The organism is Psychrobacillus sp. FSL K6-1415, assembly GCF_038003185.1.
Taxonomy (GTDB): Bacteria; Bacillota; Bacilli; order Bacillales_A; family Planococcaceae; genus Psychrobacillus; species Psychrobacillus psychrodurans.
The window spans coordinates 1,637,815-1,653,408 of the sequence record NZ_JBBOOQ010000001.1 but is presented as its reverse complement, the minus strand read 5'-3'; the positions used below and the strand labels follow the sequence as shown (position 1 = coordinate 1,653,408).

Annotated in this window: 16 protein-coding genes and 1 pseudogene; 4 read left to right on the top strand and 13 right to left on the bottom strand. The window is 33.5% G+C overall.

What is annotated here, in order from left to right:
* Nucleotides 1-162 precede the first annotated feature (162 nt).
* Nucleotides 163-633, top strand: a complete 471-nt coding sequence (locus tag MKY60_RS07665; RefSeq protein WP_340929352.1) for an AlbA family DNA-binding domain-containing protein — start codon at nt 163-165, stop codon at nt 631-633.
* A gap of 53 nt (nt 634-686) precedes the next feature.
* Here the strand turns inward: MKY60_RS07665 and MKY60_RS07660 are convergent, their stop codons facing one another.
* The 3 genes from MKY60_RS07660 to MKY60_RS07650 all read right to left on the bottom strand — a co-directional run bounded on the left by MKY60_RS07660 (nt 687) and on the right by MKY60_RS07650 (nt 2,371).
* Nucleotides 687-860: a hypothetical protein gene (locus tag MKY60_RS07660; RefSeq protein ID WP_340929350.1), complete on the bottom strand. Its 174-nt coding sequence runs from the start codon at nt 858-860 to the stop codon at nt 687-689.
* An 80-nt stretch (nt 861-940) separates the two neighbouring features.
* Complete coding sequence (locus MKY60_RS07655; protein ID WP_340929348.1) at nt 941-1,219, bottom strand: hypothetical protein; 279 nt, start codon at nt 1,217-1,219, stop codon at nt 941-943.
* Between the two features lie 372 nt (nt 1,220-1,591).
* Entirely contained in the window at nt 1,592-2,371 is a 780-nt protein-coding gene (locus MKY60_RS07650; protein ID WP_340929346.1) for a hypothetical protein, read from the bottom strand.
* A gap of 311 nt (nt 2,372-2,682) precedes the next feature.
* On the opposite strand from MKY60_RS07650, the pseudogene MKY60_RS07645 reads away from it, so the two are divergent.
* Nucleotides 2,683-3,180: pseudogene (locus MKY60_RS07645) on the top strand (recombinase family protein).
* A 234-nt stretch (nt 3,181-3,414) separates the two neighbouring features.
* Here MKY60_RS07645 and MKY60_RS07640 read toward each other — a convergent pair.
* Nucleotides 3,415-4,116 carry a DarT1-associated NADAR antitoxin family protein gene (locus MKY60_RS07640; protein WP_340929344.1) on the bottom strand — a complete coding sequence of 234 codons (702 nt, stop codon included), beginning with the start codon at nt 4,114-4,116 and terminating at the stop codon, nt 3,415-3,417.
* Between the two features lie 20 nt (nt 4,117-4,136).
* A complete protein-coding gene (locus MKY60_RS07635) occupies nt 4,137-5,924 on the bottom strand; it encodes a DarT ssDNA thymidine ADP-ribosyltransferase family protein (RefSeq protein WP_340929342.1) in 1,788 nt (595 codons plus the stop codon).
* Nucleotides 5,925-6,699: 775 nt separating this feature from the next.
* On the opposite strand from MKY60_RS07635, the gene MKY60_RS07630 reads away from it, so the two are divergent.
* On the top strand, nt 6,700-7,656 hold the full coding sequence (locus MKY60_RS07630; RefSeq protein WP_340929340.1) for a hypothetical protein: 957 nt from the start codon (nt 6,700-6,702) through the stop codon (nt 7,654-7,656).
* Between the two features lie 282 nt (nt 7,657-7,938).
* On the opposite strand, the gene MKY60_RS07625 is transcribed toward MKY60_RS07630, so the two are convergent.
* Both MKY60_RS07625 and MKY60_RS07620 read right to left on the bottom strand, forming a co-directional pair.
* A complete protein-coding gene (locus tag MKY60_RS07625; protein ID WP_340929339.1) occupies nt 7,939-8,094 on the bottom strand; it encodes a hypothetical protein in 156 nt (51 codons plus the stop codon).
* 350 nt (nt 8,095-8,444) lie between these two features.
* Nucleotides 8,445-8,726 carry a hypothetical protein gene (locus MKY60_RS07620; protein WP_340929337.1) on the bottom strand — a complete coding sequence of 94 codons (282 nt, stop codon included), beginning with the start codon at nt 8,724-8,726 and terminating at the stop codon, nt 8,445-8,447.
* 345 nt (nt 8,727-9,071) lie between these two features.
* On the opposite strand from MKY60_RS07620, the gene MKY60_RS07615 reads away from it, so the two are divergent.
* Nucleotides 9,072-9,701: a hypothetical protein gene (locus MKY60_RS07615; protein WP_340929335.1), complete on the top strand. Its 630-nt coding sequence runs from the start codon at nt 9,072-9,074 to the stop codon at nt 9,699-9,701.
* A 714-nt stretch (nt 9,702-10,415) separates the two neighbouring features.
* Here the strand turns inward: MKY60_RS07615 and MKY60_RS07610 are convergent.
* From MKY60_RS07610 to MKY60_RS07585, 6 genes are all read right to left on the bottom strand, one after another.
* Nucleotides 10,416-10,604 (bottom strand): hypothetical protein, encoded by a 189-nt coding sequence (locus tag MKY60_RS07610; RefSeq protein ID WP_340929334.1) that lies wholly within the window; start codon nt 10,602-10,604, stop codon nt 10,416-10,418.
* 14 nt (nt 10,605-10,618) lie between these two features.
* Nucleotides 10,619-10,912 (bottom strand): YolD-like family protein, encoded by a 294-nt coding sequence (locus MKY60_RS07605; protein ID WP_340929332.1) that lies wholly within the window; start codon nt 10,910-10,912, stop codon nt 10,619-10,621.
* A 397-nt stretch (nt 10,913-11,309) separates the two neighbouring features.
* Nucleotides 11,310-11,612 (bottom strand): hypothetical protein, encoded by a 303-nt coding sequence (locus tag MKY60_RS07600; RefSeq protein WP_090561948.1) that lies wholly within the window; start codon nt 11,610-11,612, stop codon nt 11,310-11,312.
* A gap of 1,108 nt (nt 11,613-12,720) precedes the next feature.
* On the bottom strand, nt 12,721-14,049 hold the full coding sequence (ltrA, locus tag MKY60_RS07595) for a group II intron reverse transcriptase/maturase (RefSeq protein WP_340928248.1): 1,329 nt from the start codon (nt 14,047-14,049) through the stop codon (nt 12,721-12,723).
* Nucleotides 14,050-14,692: 643 nt separating this feature from the next.
* Nucleotides 14,693-15,091, bottom strand: a complete 399-nt coding sequence (locus MKY60_RS07590; protein WP_340929328.1) for a hypothetical protein — start codon at nt 15,089-15,091, stop codon at nt 14,693-14,695.
* 148 nt (nt 15,092-15,239) lie between these two features.
* The gene (locus MKY60_RS07585; RefSeq protein ID WP_340929326.1) at nt 15,240-15,401 is read right to left on the bottom strand and encodes a hypothetical protein; all 162 of its coding nucleotides are present in this window, start codon (nt 15,399-15,401) and stop codon (nt 15,240-15,242) included.
* Nucleotides 15,402-15,594 lie beyond the last annotated feature (193 nt).

Below are 15,594 nucleotides of genomic sequence, written 5' to 3'. Positions count from 1 at the left end.
TGAGGACTTGTTGTGGTTCAATGTATGATTCAATGGATCCATCAAATTGTGGTGAAGTGGTATCCGCTCCTGAGAGCAGTTGCGGAGCAAGCCTTATTATTAGATATAATCTATTGGGGAAAATAAGTAGCAGGAAAATTTTAAAATGCGAGGAATCTGGGAATGAAAATGATGTTAAAAGAATTAATTGATAATGGGTTCGAATCAGAAAGATTAGATTTTATGGAAAGAATGTATCCCAAACACGGAACTCCTGAGTTGTTAAAAGACATTCTGGCAATGGCCAACTCAAATTATACAGGTACAAAATATAATATTATGGGCGTAAAAGATAAAATCGGAGAAAATCGTATTATTTCTGGAATATATCCTGAAGAAATAGTGGATTCCGCCAGTTATCAACAGTTTATAATAAATAATATAGAACCCGATGTAGAAATCAATATACATTATGTTAATTATCAAAAGAATAAAATTGCTGTAATTGAAATTTTAGACTCCAATCTAGTACGATGGTACACGCACGGCTGGTGTTCTATCTATAAAATTAAGAAACCTTATTATATCAAGGTTTATAAGGTTTTTCAGACCAACAAAAATTACTCTTATAAAGGAATTAATAAGGTTTTATAAAATTGCTTACGGAGACGAGTTTTATTAACTTTTACACTTCTCATCAATAATATTTATACCCTCTTCAAACGAATGCCATTTTCTAAGGCTATTGGATACTGCTCCTGAATTTGAGAGTGTTGAGCTAAATCAATTTCCCTACAAAAATATCCCTTCAATTCTTTTCTTAGTTTTAAATTTGCCTGCATTTTTTCCAGAGTACTAACATCAAATTTCCCATTCATCATCCCTCCCTCTTTCAACCACAATTCGAAAAAAGAGAGAGGGAATCCTTCTTAAATAGTTAATAAGACGTTCCAAAAGTGTGTTAATCTCTATCAGGATCATAAGAGTCCATAAAATCTGGATCATCTGATTGTGGTTCGCCAAACCAACCATCCGCACACTCTTTGCACATATCGCATTCTTTAATCGATTCAACATCCTCTGAATCAAACGTGTATCCATCGTGTTGTGCGCAATATCCAACTTCACGAGCACAAGTTAAGCAGTATCCAGTTTCTTCGATAGACGTTACTTCTTCGCTTAGTTCACCATTTTCGAAAGTTGTCTCAAAAGTGCATCTACTACACATATATTTTTCCATGATTTCCTCCCAAATATCTTTATAAGAGGATTATATTATAGATTACTAATCTTTTGAAATATAACTCACTTTAATTTTATTAAAGTTTCATGAAAAAATAACAATAGCTTATGCTGCGTTTAATAAGATCTTTATACATTAGTTGGATTCCCCTGACCATCTAAACCAAGTGCGGCTAAATCTGCTAAAACAGGTTCTTTCAAATGAGCTGGTACATCCTCTATACGTTCCATATATTTCATCAAATTTACACGTTCACTTGTTCCCTCCTTTTTCTCTTTAGTATACGAACTTTTGTTCGATAAAATTTGCTATTAATTTTTGGGTAAATAAAAAAGCACCTCGAATGAGATGCTCAAAAACTTAAAACTGTTATAAACCTAACTCTTCCAATAAAGCGAGTAATAAATCCGGATGAATTGCTCCTTTTTTATCAAAATCAACAGTTAAATATCCAATTGCGTCTTCTCCATCAAATATGATGGGCGGTGAAGGAGAACGTTTATTATAAGCACTATATGTTCCATAATTACTACCATATTCGCTATAATTATTCCATATACTAGTATCTGAATACTTACTTCCGTAATCGCCGTACTTATTAAATATAGATTCATCATCGTACTTATCTGTTATTAATTTACCGAGGTACTTCCCATCTTGTCCAATCAAGAATAACTCATTTTTAACTTTATAGTTAGAGTAGCTAGGAGTACTAGGCACATAATTTATTACTTCCTCTTTTTTGGTTGATTCCCTGTTCTTTTTCCATTCTTCAAAAGACATAATAGATGAAGAATCATGTAATGACGTTAACTTACTTTTTGACGGTGTTTCGTATTTTATTTGTGTGGACTTTTGAATATAGCTTCCGCCACCCACACCATATAAACCTCCATGATTACTCTTATAGCTATATACACGGTATTCTTCTCCTTTTTTCAAAGGGCGGACCGTAGTCAAAGAACCATTACTCTCTATTTTGACTAAGTTTGTATCAGATAGAATAGTAACTTTCCCTATTTGGCCTAATTTTAGTTCTGTTTTTCCCCACATCACTTTTGTTGCTGCTTCTGATGTAATCGGATTGAACGTATTTAAGCTAAAAGCTAATACTACTAACAGAACCATTTTGAATAACTTTGAAACCATTTTCATTTTCCCCTCTAGTACCTTTTGCCCACTCTTATATATTCGACTAATATACCTACAACCCTTCTTTATTTTTCGAATTATTTATCTTACTTTAATCTCTTTTGATTATGCTTATATGGAGACAAAATGAAAAGCACCTCATTTGAGATGCTTAACTAAAATTAAATTATCTTAATCCGAAAGGTGTACGCGTTATGAACTCTTTAAGCCGATGCTATTAGAGTATCAAGAAAAGGTTAGTTCGGAGGAAATTTGGATTTATGAACCTACCCACGATGACTTAAGATCTAAGTGAACGAGACATCTTCATGGATAAACAAAGTGGGAAAGATTTCGAAAGCGTACAATATCAATTACTAAAAAGAATCATCTGAAAAAATGATGTACTTTATATTCACTCACTTGATCGGTTTGGGCGAAACAAAGAAGAAATTTTAAACGAATGGAATGATATTACTAAAACCATTCAGGCAGATATTGTTGTTATGGATATGCCATTACTCGATACGACCCAATATAAGGATAGCTTAGGGATATTCATTGCGGATCTTGTCTTACAAATTCTTTCTTGGATGGCTGAAGAAGAACGCGATCGAATTCGAAAACGGCAGCGTGAAGGAATTGATGTGGCTTTACAAAACGGCACAATTTTTGGTCGACCAAAGGTTACGGTGACTGAAGAGTTTAAAGAAGCGTATGCTAGTTGGAAATCCGGAGAGTGTACGGCAGTGAAAGCAATGCAAGAAATTGGAGTGAAAAAATTTACTTTCTATAAATTAGTCAAGGAGTATGAAGAATCATTATAGGTGTAACAATATAAGATTTCGAATAGTTATATATTAAACAAGTTTTCATATAGAGCTTTCATGTTTGGAGGACCATCACTATGTATTTCAATTCGAGAGTTAGTGATAGCCCTCTTATTTTCGACTAATTCCAACATTTACTTCAGTGATTAGTTCATTGAATCTTTAACAAACGCGCCCGTTAGCAAATCATTAGTGTTTCTTGCACATTATTATCGGTACCTTGAAATTAATCTAGAATAACTTCAACTGTTCCTGATCAGGGCCTTCACTTGCCGTTCTTTTAGGTTTAGTCTGTGTCTCTTCACTATAGAAGTTCTTCAATAGCTTAGGTTCCGATAGGACATCTTGTAGGAATCCACCTTTATATAAAGTTACAATTAGAGCTGCAGCTTTGGCTTGACAATTCAATGATTTTTTTGGATTGAATTCGATATCGGTGAAGGCATCGTACTCTAAGAGCTTTTCGAGCAATTCTGGCTTGTCTGCTACAGCTTTAATATACATCCAATCATAGAAAAATGTTTTCGGTTCACTTGGCCAGTCCTCACCCAAAAGTCGGAAGCCGACAATATCACCTGATGTTCTAAGTCGGACATCTCTTTTAGCATTAATAGCAGATGTCCACAATATATCTTCAAAGGGACCACCATTCTCAAACACCTTACTACCTTGGAATAACGATTCAAAAGATATATCTTTTCCATCAATATTGACAATTAAATTGAATGCGCTGAGCGCTTGACCAAGGGGTTCAGTGCTTTTACTGGATATTTCCAATACACGGTGGGATGGATTCAACTTTATATAACTCTTGTGCAAATCTATAATGGATTTGATTTTTTGAGAAGGTGCAAAACCCGGATACCATGTAAACTCAATTTCTTTAATATCAATTATTCGTTCACCTATTACAAATACAGGACGTTTCGCCATTATTAATTACCTCTCTCAATTTAGTTTCTATACTTAAACAGTTTATCATTTAACTTGAACATCCCAGGATATCTCTTATTGTAATAATCAAACACTAATTGATTATTGGTGTAGATAGACTTTATTTTTGTTGGCAAGACAGGCTGAACAATCAATACTTCCGCTTGTACATCTGTCGGATAATGTACAGGAAGAATCTCCGAATCATTCCTCTCAAACATCTTATCCAAAGCATTCACACCCATCCGCTGAGAAAAATGGACCTTTTTCATTTTGTTGGATGCAGCGTTTGTTTCGAAAAAATAACATGGTAATTCCCATAAGGGGGATGCATCACATTCAATGACACACCATTTCATGTCAGTCTCTCTTGACCTAGCATTATGAAAGTATTTTGTATTTGTGAAACTGATTGACCAACAAGACGCGTGCAACATATTGTCCAATCGGTTTTCATCATTATACTCGTATTTCATAGATTGTTTCTTGAGCTGTTCGACGGATAGAATACCGCTTGTCATTATATTCGAGACATTTCGTGCATTCGTAAAATGATAGATTGATTTAATATTCCTTTCTTTGCATACTTGTTGAATTTCAAGTGCATTACCCATAAGTTGTTGAGGACTAACAGAATCAGCCTTGGAAATTAGTTCACCCGTCACTGGAGTCCGTTCATTCCCGAGTACCAAAGATTCATGAACTTCAAGTTGAGTAGTTGCCGCAATATTTAATGGATTTCTATTGTTTTCAGCAATGGTCGGTTGAATGTACGAATTGAGTTTTAAAGATTCCCTTTCCTTACGTTGGGAATGAGGTTTGTTACGCTCTTTATTTTCCTTTACATGAATATTATTTTGAACAATGGGTGTTTCTGCAACCGCATTCATTTCTTTAACTCTTTCAACATCTATTATCAGTCTGTCCAAGTTTTCCTTAGGAAGTGAACTTTTAACTGTAACCTTCTTCTTTCCCTCCATATTTATTGGTTTCTGTTCCAATTTTGTTTCTATTGTTTGATCTTCTTTTGTTACAATTTGTTCAGTTCTGAATGATCCAACTGTTTTAATGAAGGGCTGACGTTCCTTTTCAACTCTTTTTTTAATCACATTAAAGCTATCGTTTTCAAAATGCTTCAATATCAAATCTTTAGATAAGTCATCCAATGGAAAGGAAAGAAGTGCGAGAAAGGCATACTGACGAATAATGTTATCGGGATAACCCGATAAATCAAGTAAAGGTTTTATCCACTCTATTTGACGCTCCTCATTTTCCATCACTGCTTTCTTTACTTTTTGAATAACGACTTTCCGTTCATAATTCGTCCCATTTGCCAAATAGTAAAAGTAATGATTTTTATAATTAGCATAATCACCGTTTTCATTGTATTTCGGAAGTGGTGTAAGAGGTTGTTCGATTTTCAATTTGCTCTCAATGTTTAATAAATCGATCGAATCAGCATTTTTCTTCGCTTTATTTATGACTAATTTATACATTAGTTCCTTATTGTTCTGCTCTAGGACCGCGGTAGGTATAAGCACATTTTCAAAATTTAAGGTTTGGATTTCTTTCTTTTCCACTATTACGCGATTTTCAAGTGTAGGTTCTTCAACAAACTTTTCCTGTCTATTTATTTCAAGTGGCACAGGCAGATCTATCGCTTGATCTTTCATTACACTCTTCGTTGGAAGAGACGGTAATAAGTTTAAGACTTCGTCGCTTTCCCTTCCAATTGTATGCTCAGGGTCAACCTTTTTTTTCATAACTATTTGAGCTAACTTGGACTTAAGTTTATTAATCCATTTCATCCAATTGTTCACCCCTTGTATCCTACTATTTAGTTACATTATAACTTTAAAATTCTAAAATTAGGAATAATTATTTGTATATAGACTTAAATTTATAAAACTGTGAATACTTATAGGTCTTATATTTACTATTTCAAGCACGATATATTAATGCATAAAAATTCTTCAGTTGCAACTTGGGCATTCAATTAGACTCCTTTTTCTACAACCATAAGTTTTATATAATATTGATCAAAGACGAGTAAATAGACAGAATAAGGAGTATAAGCCCCTAAACGATAATTTAAGGTAGCTTACTATTTTGTGTCTAAAACGGTGGTTAAATTGAAATAGACTGAATACGGAGGAATATCTACATTATATAATTTTGTAGCTTCTATATATTCTTCAAATAATAACGGAGTTGCAAGAAAAAGCTTTTTAATTGATAACCCCAATTCCCTAAAACTTTATTTACATGAATCTATTACTGTACAGCAGGTACGATTATCGACATTTAATCGAAGATTGGCTGTTGTAAAGTATTGGTTGACGACGAAACATGGGCATTAAACAAATCTACTCTACTCATTTTAATGTTTGTGTGTAATCTTCCCCTTTACAGAATTTAGAGAGAAAGACTCTTTCTTTCCTTATATTTTGATATCTCTTGGCTCAGTAGCATTTAGAAGAATATTATTAAAAAATCTAGTATATTTATCTTAAGCAATATTAACTAAATAAACATTATTTCTAAAATTTTTAAGAATTATTTTGTCCTAGAGGAGGAAAACACATGAAATCTTGTTTAAAGTGTAATACAGAGCTATTGCTTTACTCCAAGTATTGCCATATGTGTGGTACGACTAGTAAATTAACGATAGATTGCGATGTGAACTACGAAAGTAAAACATGGTTTAATCGCGCGTTTGACAAACTACTTCTTTCCAGCCCAGAATTATTATTAGCTTATTTAAGTATGGAAATAAGAAAAACACCAATTCTAACAGAACAGCTAGAGATAGAAGAACTAATGAATCTTATAAATAAGTCCGAAGGTTTCTACATAAACAAAATGGAAACAATACTAATAAAAAGGTATGGATGGACTAAAGATTATCTAATCAACAATAGAATGTCACCAACCAAAATAAAGATTATAAACGATAAATGGGAGGAAGATAAAAGAACACAAAGAGAGGAGAGAATGCATAAAAAGAGGAGAGAGTCCAATGAAAATAAGAAAGCACTTAATAAGGAGAAAATTCCAGAGAGAAAGTTTGAACCACATGGCCTATTACATACAAATAAATCTGAACCAACAAGAACTGTTAAATCGAACCATAATATTCAAGGTAGTAATATAAGTAATAATACTTTATCCGTAGGAAGAAAGGTTTATATTGTAGACTTGCCGGCACGTGCTGCTAATATATATGAACATTCACATGAGGAAAATTACTACCTTGGAGTTACTCGGTCTACAACTGGAGGCAAAAAAGAGACAGTTCGTGGTGAATATCTTTTTAAACTTGGAAAAGATATGTTTTTAAGTCGCTTAGAAGCAGAGCACATATATGAGGAAAGAAAGGCTTTGTCAGAATTAAAACAAAAAAAACTTCAGTTTGAAAAGGAAAAACGTATTGAATATGAGAGAAACTTTCCACCTCGGGAATTTATTAGACAACCTAAAGAAATCTGCAGTGCCTGTAATTTGCCCATTGGGATATTTAGTCACTGTGGTTGCAGTTGAGGAAGAAAATCAATCCTTTTAGTATTACAACTATCTTTTTTTAGTACCGATAAGGATGTTTTTCATAACCTGAAGAATAAAAAACATCACTCACAATCGAATGAGTGATGTTATATAAGAAATGTATTTCATCTAAACAAGTATACTAGATACTTGGGAAAATTATTTTCAAGCTCTATTTTTGCAGTTATAATATAATATTTCTTTTTAGTCCCCATCACATACTCTTGATTTTGTAGTCCTTTATTAAACAATTCAAAGTTTAATTCATAAATATTACTATTATTTTCTGATTTTGCATGCATCATTCTCTATTTGCACTATTGGAATCTCATACCCATAATTCTGCAATCTTTCTATTTCAGTCAGTCTTTCCTCTTCTTTAAACAAAGATACGTATTCTTCTTTAAGAACTAAAGCCTCTACTGTTAGAGCCAACCCGACTCTTCCGCTTTCAAGTAAATATTTGTAAATCCATCAGATGGTTTGCTGCTATTAATTAATTTCTTTGCAACATCTATTCCTTTTTCAGTATTAATCATTTGTAAGAAGCATTATAACCAATCTTTCTTCCATTTTTATATATGTTTATCATGTCCTTGTGAAATTGCTTCTCTAATTCTATTTTACTCAATGATTGCATAACTCTAGCACCCTTATATGGATAAAACAAAGCAACCTATTAAAATCGCTATTGATGGAACATAATTGATAGCTCATCATTTAACTAAAACTATTTTTGCATCAAACTTTCTATATTGCTCAAAGTATCATTTAATTCCGTAAAATTAATAATAACAGGCTTGTTTTTCTAAAAAGTGTTTTATTTCATCCCCACGGTATGTTTCTTTATAGTATGTTGTTCTATAACTTTCGTACGATTCCCAAGCTTTAATTATTGCAGCAACTTCAGCTACACTAAAATACTTTGCTAAATCAGTTTTACTAATACTTAAAACTACTGGTGCTACATTTAATTTTCTAAATATATTCATTGGATCTATATCCACAACTGCATCATGTACTGCTTTTGATTCTTCTGCAACTATTGGTAACAACTGTCTTTTCATTATTCTTCTGTGTTCATTAACCCTGTTTTCTTCTTTAGAAGCTAATTCTTCACTTAATTTAAGAGTTGCCTCGGTGGCAGCTGCTGTGGCTATGGTTGCTTTTTAAACTAAGTAAGTGAAATACCCAGTAACTAAAACTCCTAAAAATGCTATGATGTTTCCTATTATCTCTGACATAATTTCCCCTCTCTCTTTCATCGACAATAGAGGAAGAGAATCCTCCTAGACTATTATAATTAGATACGACACATAACGTTCCTATAGTAATTTAATCAACTAATTACAAATTGACGTATTGACAATTCCATCTAAATCCTCTTTTATTAGCTTTAAGGGGGAATTCAAATGGAACTTACCGAATTTGACTTTAAAGAACATTTAAAAGAACAAATAGAGTTTTTACAATTATCTTCAATATCTTATGACAACGGCTTTGATTCTGAAGCCAAACGATTAGCTGTTGTATGTCGAGTCTTATTGCATGATACACCTCAATCTAAATCCTTATTAAATCTACTTAACCGAAAAAGTATAGACTTTTACGATTCTTCCTATCCTTATAATGCTAAGAATCTAATACCTCATATGGGTTTGTTAAAGCTTGAAAACAAATCAGGAGAAGGTGCATATTCTCGTTATATGCCACTTTTAGATAACCTAACAAATATCCAAAGAAATAGGAAAAGATCCTTCAAAAGTTGGTGGGAAAAAGCAATTATACTAGAAGACTCAAATAAGTCTCCTTTTTCGAGAAAAGATATTGTAATAGGCCTAACAAATAAAGACGGAGGAGCTCATGTCGACCCAAAGTTGTCTCAAAAATACTCCAACCTTACTAGACAAAATTCGGTTGGATGGAGATTTAGAGATGGAGATTCCGAATCTCCGGTTTTGGGTAGCGAATTAGCTTCAATGAGACAAATCGCACATGAAGTTTTAAAAACTTTGCACGATGAATTCCCTGAGTGTTTCTAAGTTAGGGCTGTCCCAAAAGTCATCAAAAATGACTATTGAGGGCAGCACTCTTTTTGTTATTAAAAATAGGTAGTCTATTCCTACCGAGGAAATGTTTTTTGATGTATCTATTCATTAATATAATCATCTTTAATGAGGGAACCTGCTAAAATGAAAGTAAAAGTTTCTTTTTAAAACGTTGAAATCTAAGGAATATAGTTATACACTAAGTGGGGGATTCTATTAAGAAAAAACTATTAGACCTATGTAACATAGGAAATACTGTAATTAAACCTTCTTATCAATTAGCTATTACTGGAACTGTAATAACCTGTTTTCCTCAAAAAGTAATACAGACCACCTGTTTACTCTTTTGTCCGCAATTTGTCCGCATAATTAATTTTTTGTACCGATCTTATTTTACTGAAATGATTTTCACTGTCTCGAAAACCTTATTAAACCAGACTTATTTAACTTAACCGAATTCAATTTAAAAAGGTTATATAAGGGTTACAAATTCGACAAGGTGGGGGTCGCAAGTTCGAGACTTGTCGGGACCATCTAAACAAAAGCCTTTAACCTCAGTGGTTTCGGGCTTTTTTCAATTCAATTTAATACCTATAAAACAAGTGAAAATCCTTCTTACGTGACCGATATGTGACGAATTTATTAAAAACGTGTTTCTTGGACTTTGTACAATACAAATTTCCATAAAATAAATCCAACCACCTTCCATTAATCTGGTTGGTGTTCTTTAGCTTTCTCGATTTCTGCAGCTTCCGCTCTATTTATGACTTCGCATAATTTATCTAATGCTACAAGTTCTTCTCTGTTCATTCGTGACATCTCATCAAGGGCACCTAGTACTAACTCCGGAGGATGTTCATCCAGTAACTTATTAAATAGTTCTTCCGTTCTGTCCAATACTTTCACAACCTTTAATCCATTATAGTTACGTCAACTATTTCATCGAGCTTTAATGATAACAAATAAAAAGGATCTTTCAATTCGATTTCTCGCTTCTGCAAATTTACACTTTCTACCGTTCCTCTGTTGTATATAAATTCTCCATTTTTCCATCTTTTAATTTTTGTATCAGCTTTACTTTTAATGGCTGCATCCAAAGTATGTTGAATGGCATCATAATCCCATTCGTCTAATTCTGGTTTAGGTTCTCTTTTAATTTCTTCACTATATTGTCTTAATAAAGCTACGTGTTCTGGAAGCATCATTGCTACTTATTTCTTACTTCCTCTGTCTTGTAAACGTGACAAATCAAATATTGGCTCATCCTCATAAAAATCGTGATTCATACAACTTCACGCTCCTTATGGATGATGGGAACGTATGCGAGCACACTATCAATGATAAATGTACGCTTAGCATTTCGCTTAAAACATAGCGCCTGAAAAGTAGTTCCTTGAAACTTGAGGACTTTCACTCGTCTTTTGCTTATATTACCCTTTGAATCCATATACATTAATTCAATCAGTTGATTACGTTCCATACATTTCATTAAATTTATACGCACATCCGTTCCCTCCTTCTATCGTTTAGCATACGAACAATAGTTCTTTTTTACAACTAGTAATTTTTGGACACATAAAAAAATCACCTCCTGAGAGGTGATTAAATAGTATTTTTTTTGAATGCTTTTCTTAATACATCTGAGAAACCCAATAATAAAACAACTAGTGAAAGTGCAATTTGTTGTTCCAAATCTAAATTGTTTAAATAAAAATAAAAGACGCAGCATGCAATTAATAGTATGGCTAACGTTTTTAATCTTTTATGATTATTATTATCATCTAGCATAGAAAATAATATTGGAAAAATAAATAAATAAGGAATAGTTGGAAACCAAATTAAAACTAAATAAGATATATATAGTATCATACGAAAAAATAAATTAGATTTAGAATCTAATTTCATAGCAGATTTCTCCTTACATTCTTATGTCTACTCTAAAAGTAGTATCATTAGTAAAATGAGTGTCATTTGTTTTATAGCTGTTATTAAGAATATTATATGTCAACTAACCTATTCTTTTACTTTATTACGTATAAAAGCAATAGAAGTTCCAATTATTTCAAAATATAAAGTTCCCCTTATTGAACTAAACTGCTGCGTTAGTACAATAAGAAAAGGCTTTACCCCTTCTTGAAGTAAAGCACCCGTTAGCCATCCATGAAGCGCAAAATCAGCGCTTCACCACAGAGAATGAAAATGTGAAAATCGTGTATAGGATACTACGGCTGGCGAAGAAGGTCGATGAACTATGGTGCCATAGAGCCCATCCGTTAGTCTGACTCCAACGACCACGGTGCATCACAGACTCTCGCACTCTATACGAGTAGCACTCATGGGAGATTAATCCTACTCTGGTTATTGCACCAGCCTTGCCTTTATTCTAAGAAGAAGGAGTTGGTTCCTGATTTACTCTTTAACTCCAAATAAACAATCTGAAGGCTCAGCCTTTTTTAAAAAAGCTATTTCTGAGTCTCTTTTGTTATGCAATTTTGTTGATTTTGAGCATTTTTTAATTTTCATGGGAGTTGAATAAGGTTACTTCATCCAACAGAAAAATCCTTTATGACGAAGAATTCTCCTCTTTGTTTCTAAATAAATATTTTAATAAAGATACTGCAAGCCTAATTAGTAAAATGTAAATAAAACTTTGGCAAATACTCAGAACTAAGACAAATACATATCTTCCAAAATCTTCGGCTTCGTTTACGCCATAATATTGCAATTGCCAATCAAAAAAAATATTATAATAACTTATTCCTAAGAATATAGGAATTAATAACACCCAATAAGATTTAGGTAAACTGACTTTATAACCCTTAACTAACATTTAATCCACCCAATCTGTTTTTTTCTACATTGAATAAATAATTCGACACTCACCCAAAATACACCTACTTATTGAACTAGTCGAGTAGAGGGGAACCTCTCTACCTTACGGTAGATTGTGTTCCTCCCCCCTCACAGAACCGTGCTTGCGCTATTCACGCACACGGCTCCTCCTAGTCATCATTCACAAAATGTAGCTAATCTTCTTTCTTAAATCGTATATATTCACTTTAATTCTTGGTGAAGGTAACGGATATTTATGTAGAAAGAGATTGAATTTATCCCAAGTAAAGGATTTTCTTTGACTTCTTCTGTTGAGCCATTTAAAGAGTAAATATTGAATTTTGTCTCTAAATTGGTGAACACTTGGAGTATTATCTGTGATGCAATAGTAGTTGTAGTAACCTACAAGCGAGCGTTTAAATCTATCCATAATCATATGAATATCTTTATTTCGGTTACTCTTTATCCATTCTTTCGATTCCTTCAGTTTAGCCTGTAGCTTCTTCCTACTTGTTTTCCGTTTCACACGAAAATTTCCTTGTTTACTCTTCCCACAATAGTGTGTGAAACCGAGAAAATCAAAGGTTGCAGGTTTTCTATTCCCCGTTTGTTTTGCATCTTTCTCAGCAAATCTCCCGAAGGGAATAATTTTGGTTTTATCCTCCGCTACTTCTAAGTTAAACTTCTGTAATCTCAGCTTCAATGATTGAAAGAATTCCTGAGCTTCGCTCTTATATTGAAAGCAACAAACATAATCATCGGCATATCTAACTATGTATGCTTGTCCTTTACACTGTTTCCTAACTTCCTTCTCGAACCACAGGTCCAGGACATAATGGAGGTATAGATTGGCAAGTATCGGAGATATGACTCCACCTTGCGGTGTGCCTTTATCTGTCTTGTACTTCTTTCCTTCCTCCATGTATCCACCTTTAAGAAACCTACCAATTATTCTTAGTAAGTTAGGGTCAGCAATTCGCAGTTTTAAGAACTCCATCATCCATATGTGATCAACATTGTCAAAGAACCCTTTGATATCTACATCTACTATATAATTTACTGATTTCTTCTCAATATAATGATTTAATATTTTCAAAGCATCGTGGCAGTTACGATTGGGGCGGAACCCAAAAGAGCAGTCTAGAAAATCATTTTCATAGATCGCATTTAGTATTTTTGTAATGCCTTTCTGTACAATCTTATCTTCATGTTCCGGTATCCCCAACGGTCTTTTCTTGTTGGAGTTAAGCTTGGGAATATACATTCTCCTTACAGGAACAGGATGATAACCTTTACTTTTAAGCCTTCTTACTAAGTCCTCTATATTTCCCTCTAATGTTTCACTATATTGCTCTTTAGTTGTGCCATTAATCCCAGTTGCCTTCTTATTAGGTAATTCATGATGGCATTGAACTAGAGATTGCTTATTTAGTAAATGTGCAAGCGATGTAAATCTCATTCTCGGTTCAGATTTAGCTAATTCTGCTATCCTTAATAGTTTTGTTTCCATTTATTATTCCTACCTCCGTGTGTAGTAAATGTGTCCCTAGTAAGGGTGATAACTTGGTAGCAGCCTTTCCTCCGTCGGCATTACCCAACTTCATTGGTACTACGCTGCTATCCGACTCCCTACAACGGCATTTGGTTTCCTTGCTTATTATCGCTTGTACACCATACTCTTCTATAAGAAGAAAAGACCGGTAGGGTCTCCCGAGTTGCCGTATCATATCCATGTGTGACGTGCCAAGGTCTCTGACCCCAGAGAGGTTTTATCCTTCTTGCCTTTAGCGAAGGATAAAATGTAGCTTTCTACCGCAGTTAAGGCATCAGCCCTCTCGATTTACTAACATTATGGAGCTCAATCCCTTCAACCATTTGGCTTTCGGCCCGCCACCTAACTGTCTACGCTTAAAGGCTAATGTTACCATTAGCCCTCCAAGACTCGCTACGAGTGAATGGCTAGTTCTTTCTCGGCGGGAATCCCACCCGCTATATGATACGACCTAGGCTCGGCCGCACAACTGCTGCTTTAGTTCAATAAGAAAAAAGGCTTTACTCCTTCTTGAAGTAAAGCATCCGTTAGTTTAACTCTTCTCCATAAAATCATAATATTCAAAAATCACTTTTTGAACTCTTGCCCCTTTAGCCTAATATTAAAGTAATTCAACAGCTGGGTAACCTCGTTTAATAATTTTTTTATAGACTTTTCTACTTTTTATAGATGGATTGGTTAATTCTCCGATAGAATATCTATTTATTATCAAGTTTTCTTCCGTTTGTGGTTTACCGTAACCATATCTTAAAAAATCAACACAATTAGAATCTTTAATTATTAGCTTATTATCGTTAAATATAATATTACTTGGATTCAGTATCTTTATCATTTCACCAGCATCAAATGTAATATCTAATATTCCATCTTTAAAACTACATTCCAAAATTTTATGGTAATTATCATAAGGTCTACCGATCCAATCTCCATAAAATCGTAATGTTCCTCCAGGTTTTTCTTTAAGATTATTAATTATCTTAGTAAATTCATCTGCCTCCATAAACAACACCTTTATACTTTATTTCTATGATATCCCTTCTTCAACTGCTTTAGTTCAATAAAAAAAGCTACCTTTAGAGGCAGGCACATGTGAGCTAAAGCACACCGCTAAGTTATATAAAAGAGTTTACTTTGATAGGACAAGACCATTATTCCTTAATCCTTTGACGTTGTAATAATACCCAATGGCCTAGACAAACAATAATACCCATTAAATACAAATTTCTAAAAAACGTATCTTCTTCAATAATTGATAATATAAGACCAATACTAAAAAATATCGAAAATGCAATTAACGGTACTTTTTTCATACCTCTTAGTTTCTTTTTAATTGCAAGCACCTCCTGACATAAATAGAAAATCCTCTAGATTTTATTTACTTCTATACTCTCTCGAAAAAATCCTCTTATTGAACTAAACTGCACCGTTAGTTCAATAAGAAAAAAGTCTTTACTCCTACTTGAAGTAAAGCACACGTTCGTATTATAAGGTCAACCAGTTTTT

Bases quoted from the DNA above. Each gene is read 5' to 3' on its own strand.
- MKY60_RS07650 (WP_340929346.1), bottom strand. From the start codon at position 2,371: ATGGTTTCAAAGTTATTCAAAATGGTTCTGTTAGTAGTATTAGCTTTT.
- MKY60_RS07585 (WP_340929326.1), bottom strand. From the start codon at position 15,401: ATGAAAAAAGTACCGTTAATTGCATTTTCGATATTTTTTAGTATTGGT.
- MKY60_RS07590 (WP_340929328.1), bottom strand. From the start codon at position 15,091: ATGGAGGCAGATGAATTTACTAAGATAATTAATAATCTTAAAGAAAAA.
- MKY60_RS07660 (WP_340929350.1), bottom strand. From the start codon at position 860: ATGATGAATGGGAAATTTGATGTTAGTACTCTGGAAAAAATGCAGGCA.
- MKY60_RS07605 (WP_340929332.1), bottom strand. From the start codon at position 10,912: ATGATGCTTCCAGAACACGTAGCTTTATTAAGACAATATAGTGAAGAA.
- MKY60_RS07665 (WP_340929352.1), top strand. From the start codon at position 163: ATGAAAATGATGTTAAAAGAATTAATTGATAATGGGTTCGAATCAGAA.
- ltrA (WP_340928248.1), bottom strand. From the start codon at position 14,049: ATGGAAACAAAACTATTAAGGATAGCAGAATTAGCTAAATCTGAACCG.
- MKY60_RS07640 (WP_340929344.1), bottom strand. From the start codon at position 4,116: ATGGCGAAACGTCCTGTATTTGTAATAGGTGAACGAATAATTGATATT.
- MKY60_RS07655 (WP_340929348.1), bottom strand. From the start codon at position 1,219: ATGGAAAAATATATGTGTAGTAGATGCACTTTTGAGACAACTTTCGAA.
- MKY60_RS07615 (WP_340929335.1), top strand. From the start codon at position 9,072: ATGGAACTTACCGAATTTGACTTTAAAGAACATTTAAAAGAACAAATA.
- MKY60_RS07635 (WP_340929342.1), bottom strand. From the start codon at position 5,924: ATGAAATGGATTAATAAACTTAAGTCCAAGTTAGCTCAAATAGTTATG.
- MKY60_RS07630 (WP_340929340.1), top strand. From the start codon at position 6,700: ATGAAATCTTGTTTAAAGTGTAATACAGAGCTATTGCTTTACTCCAAG.
- MKY60_RS07620 (WP_340929337.1), bottom strand. From the start codon at position 8,726: ATGAAAAGACAGTTGTTACCAATAGTTGCAGAAGAATCAAAAGCAGTA.
- MKY60_RS07600 (WP_090561948.1), bottom strand. From the start codon at position 11,612: ATGAAATTAGATTCTAAATCTAATTTATTTTTTCGTATGATACTATAT.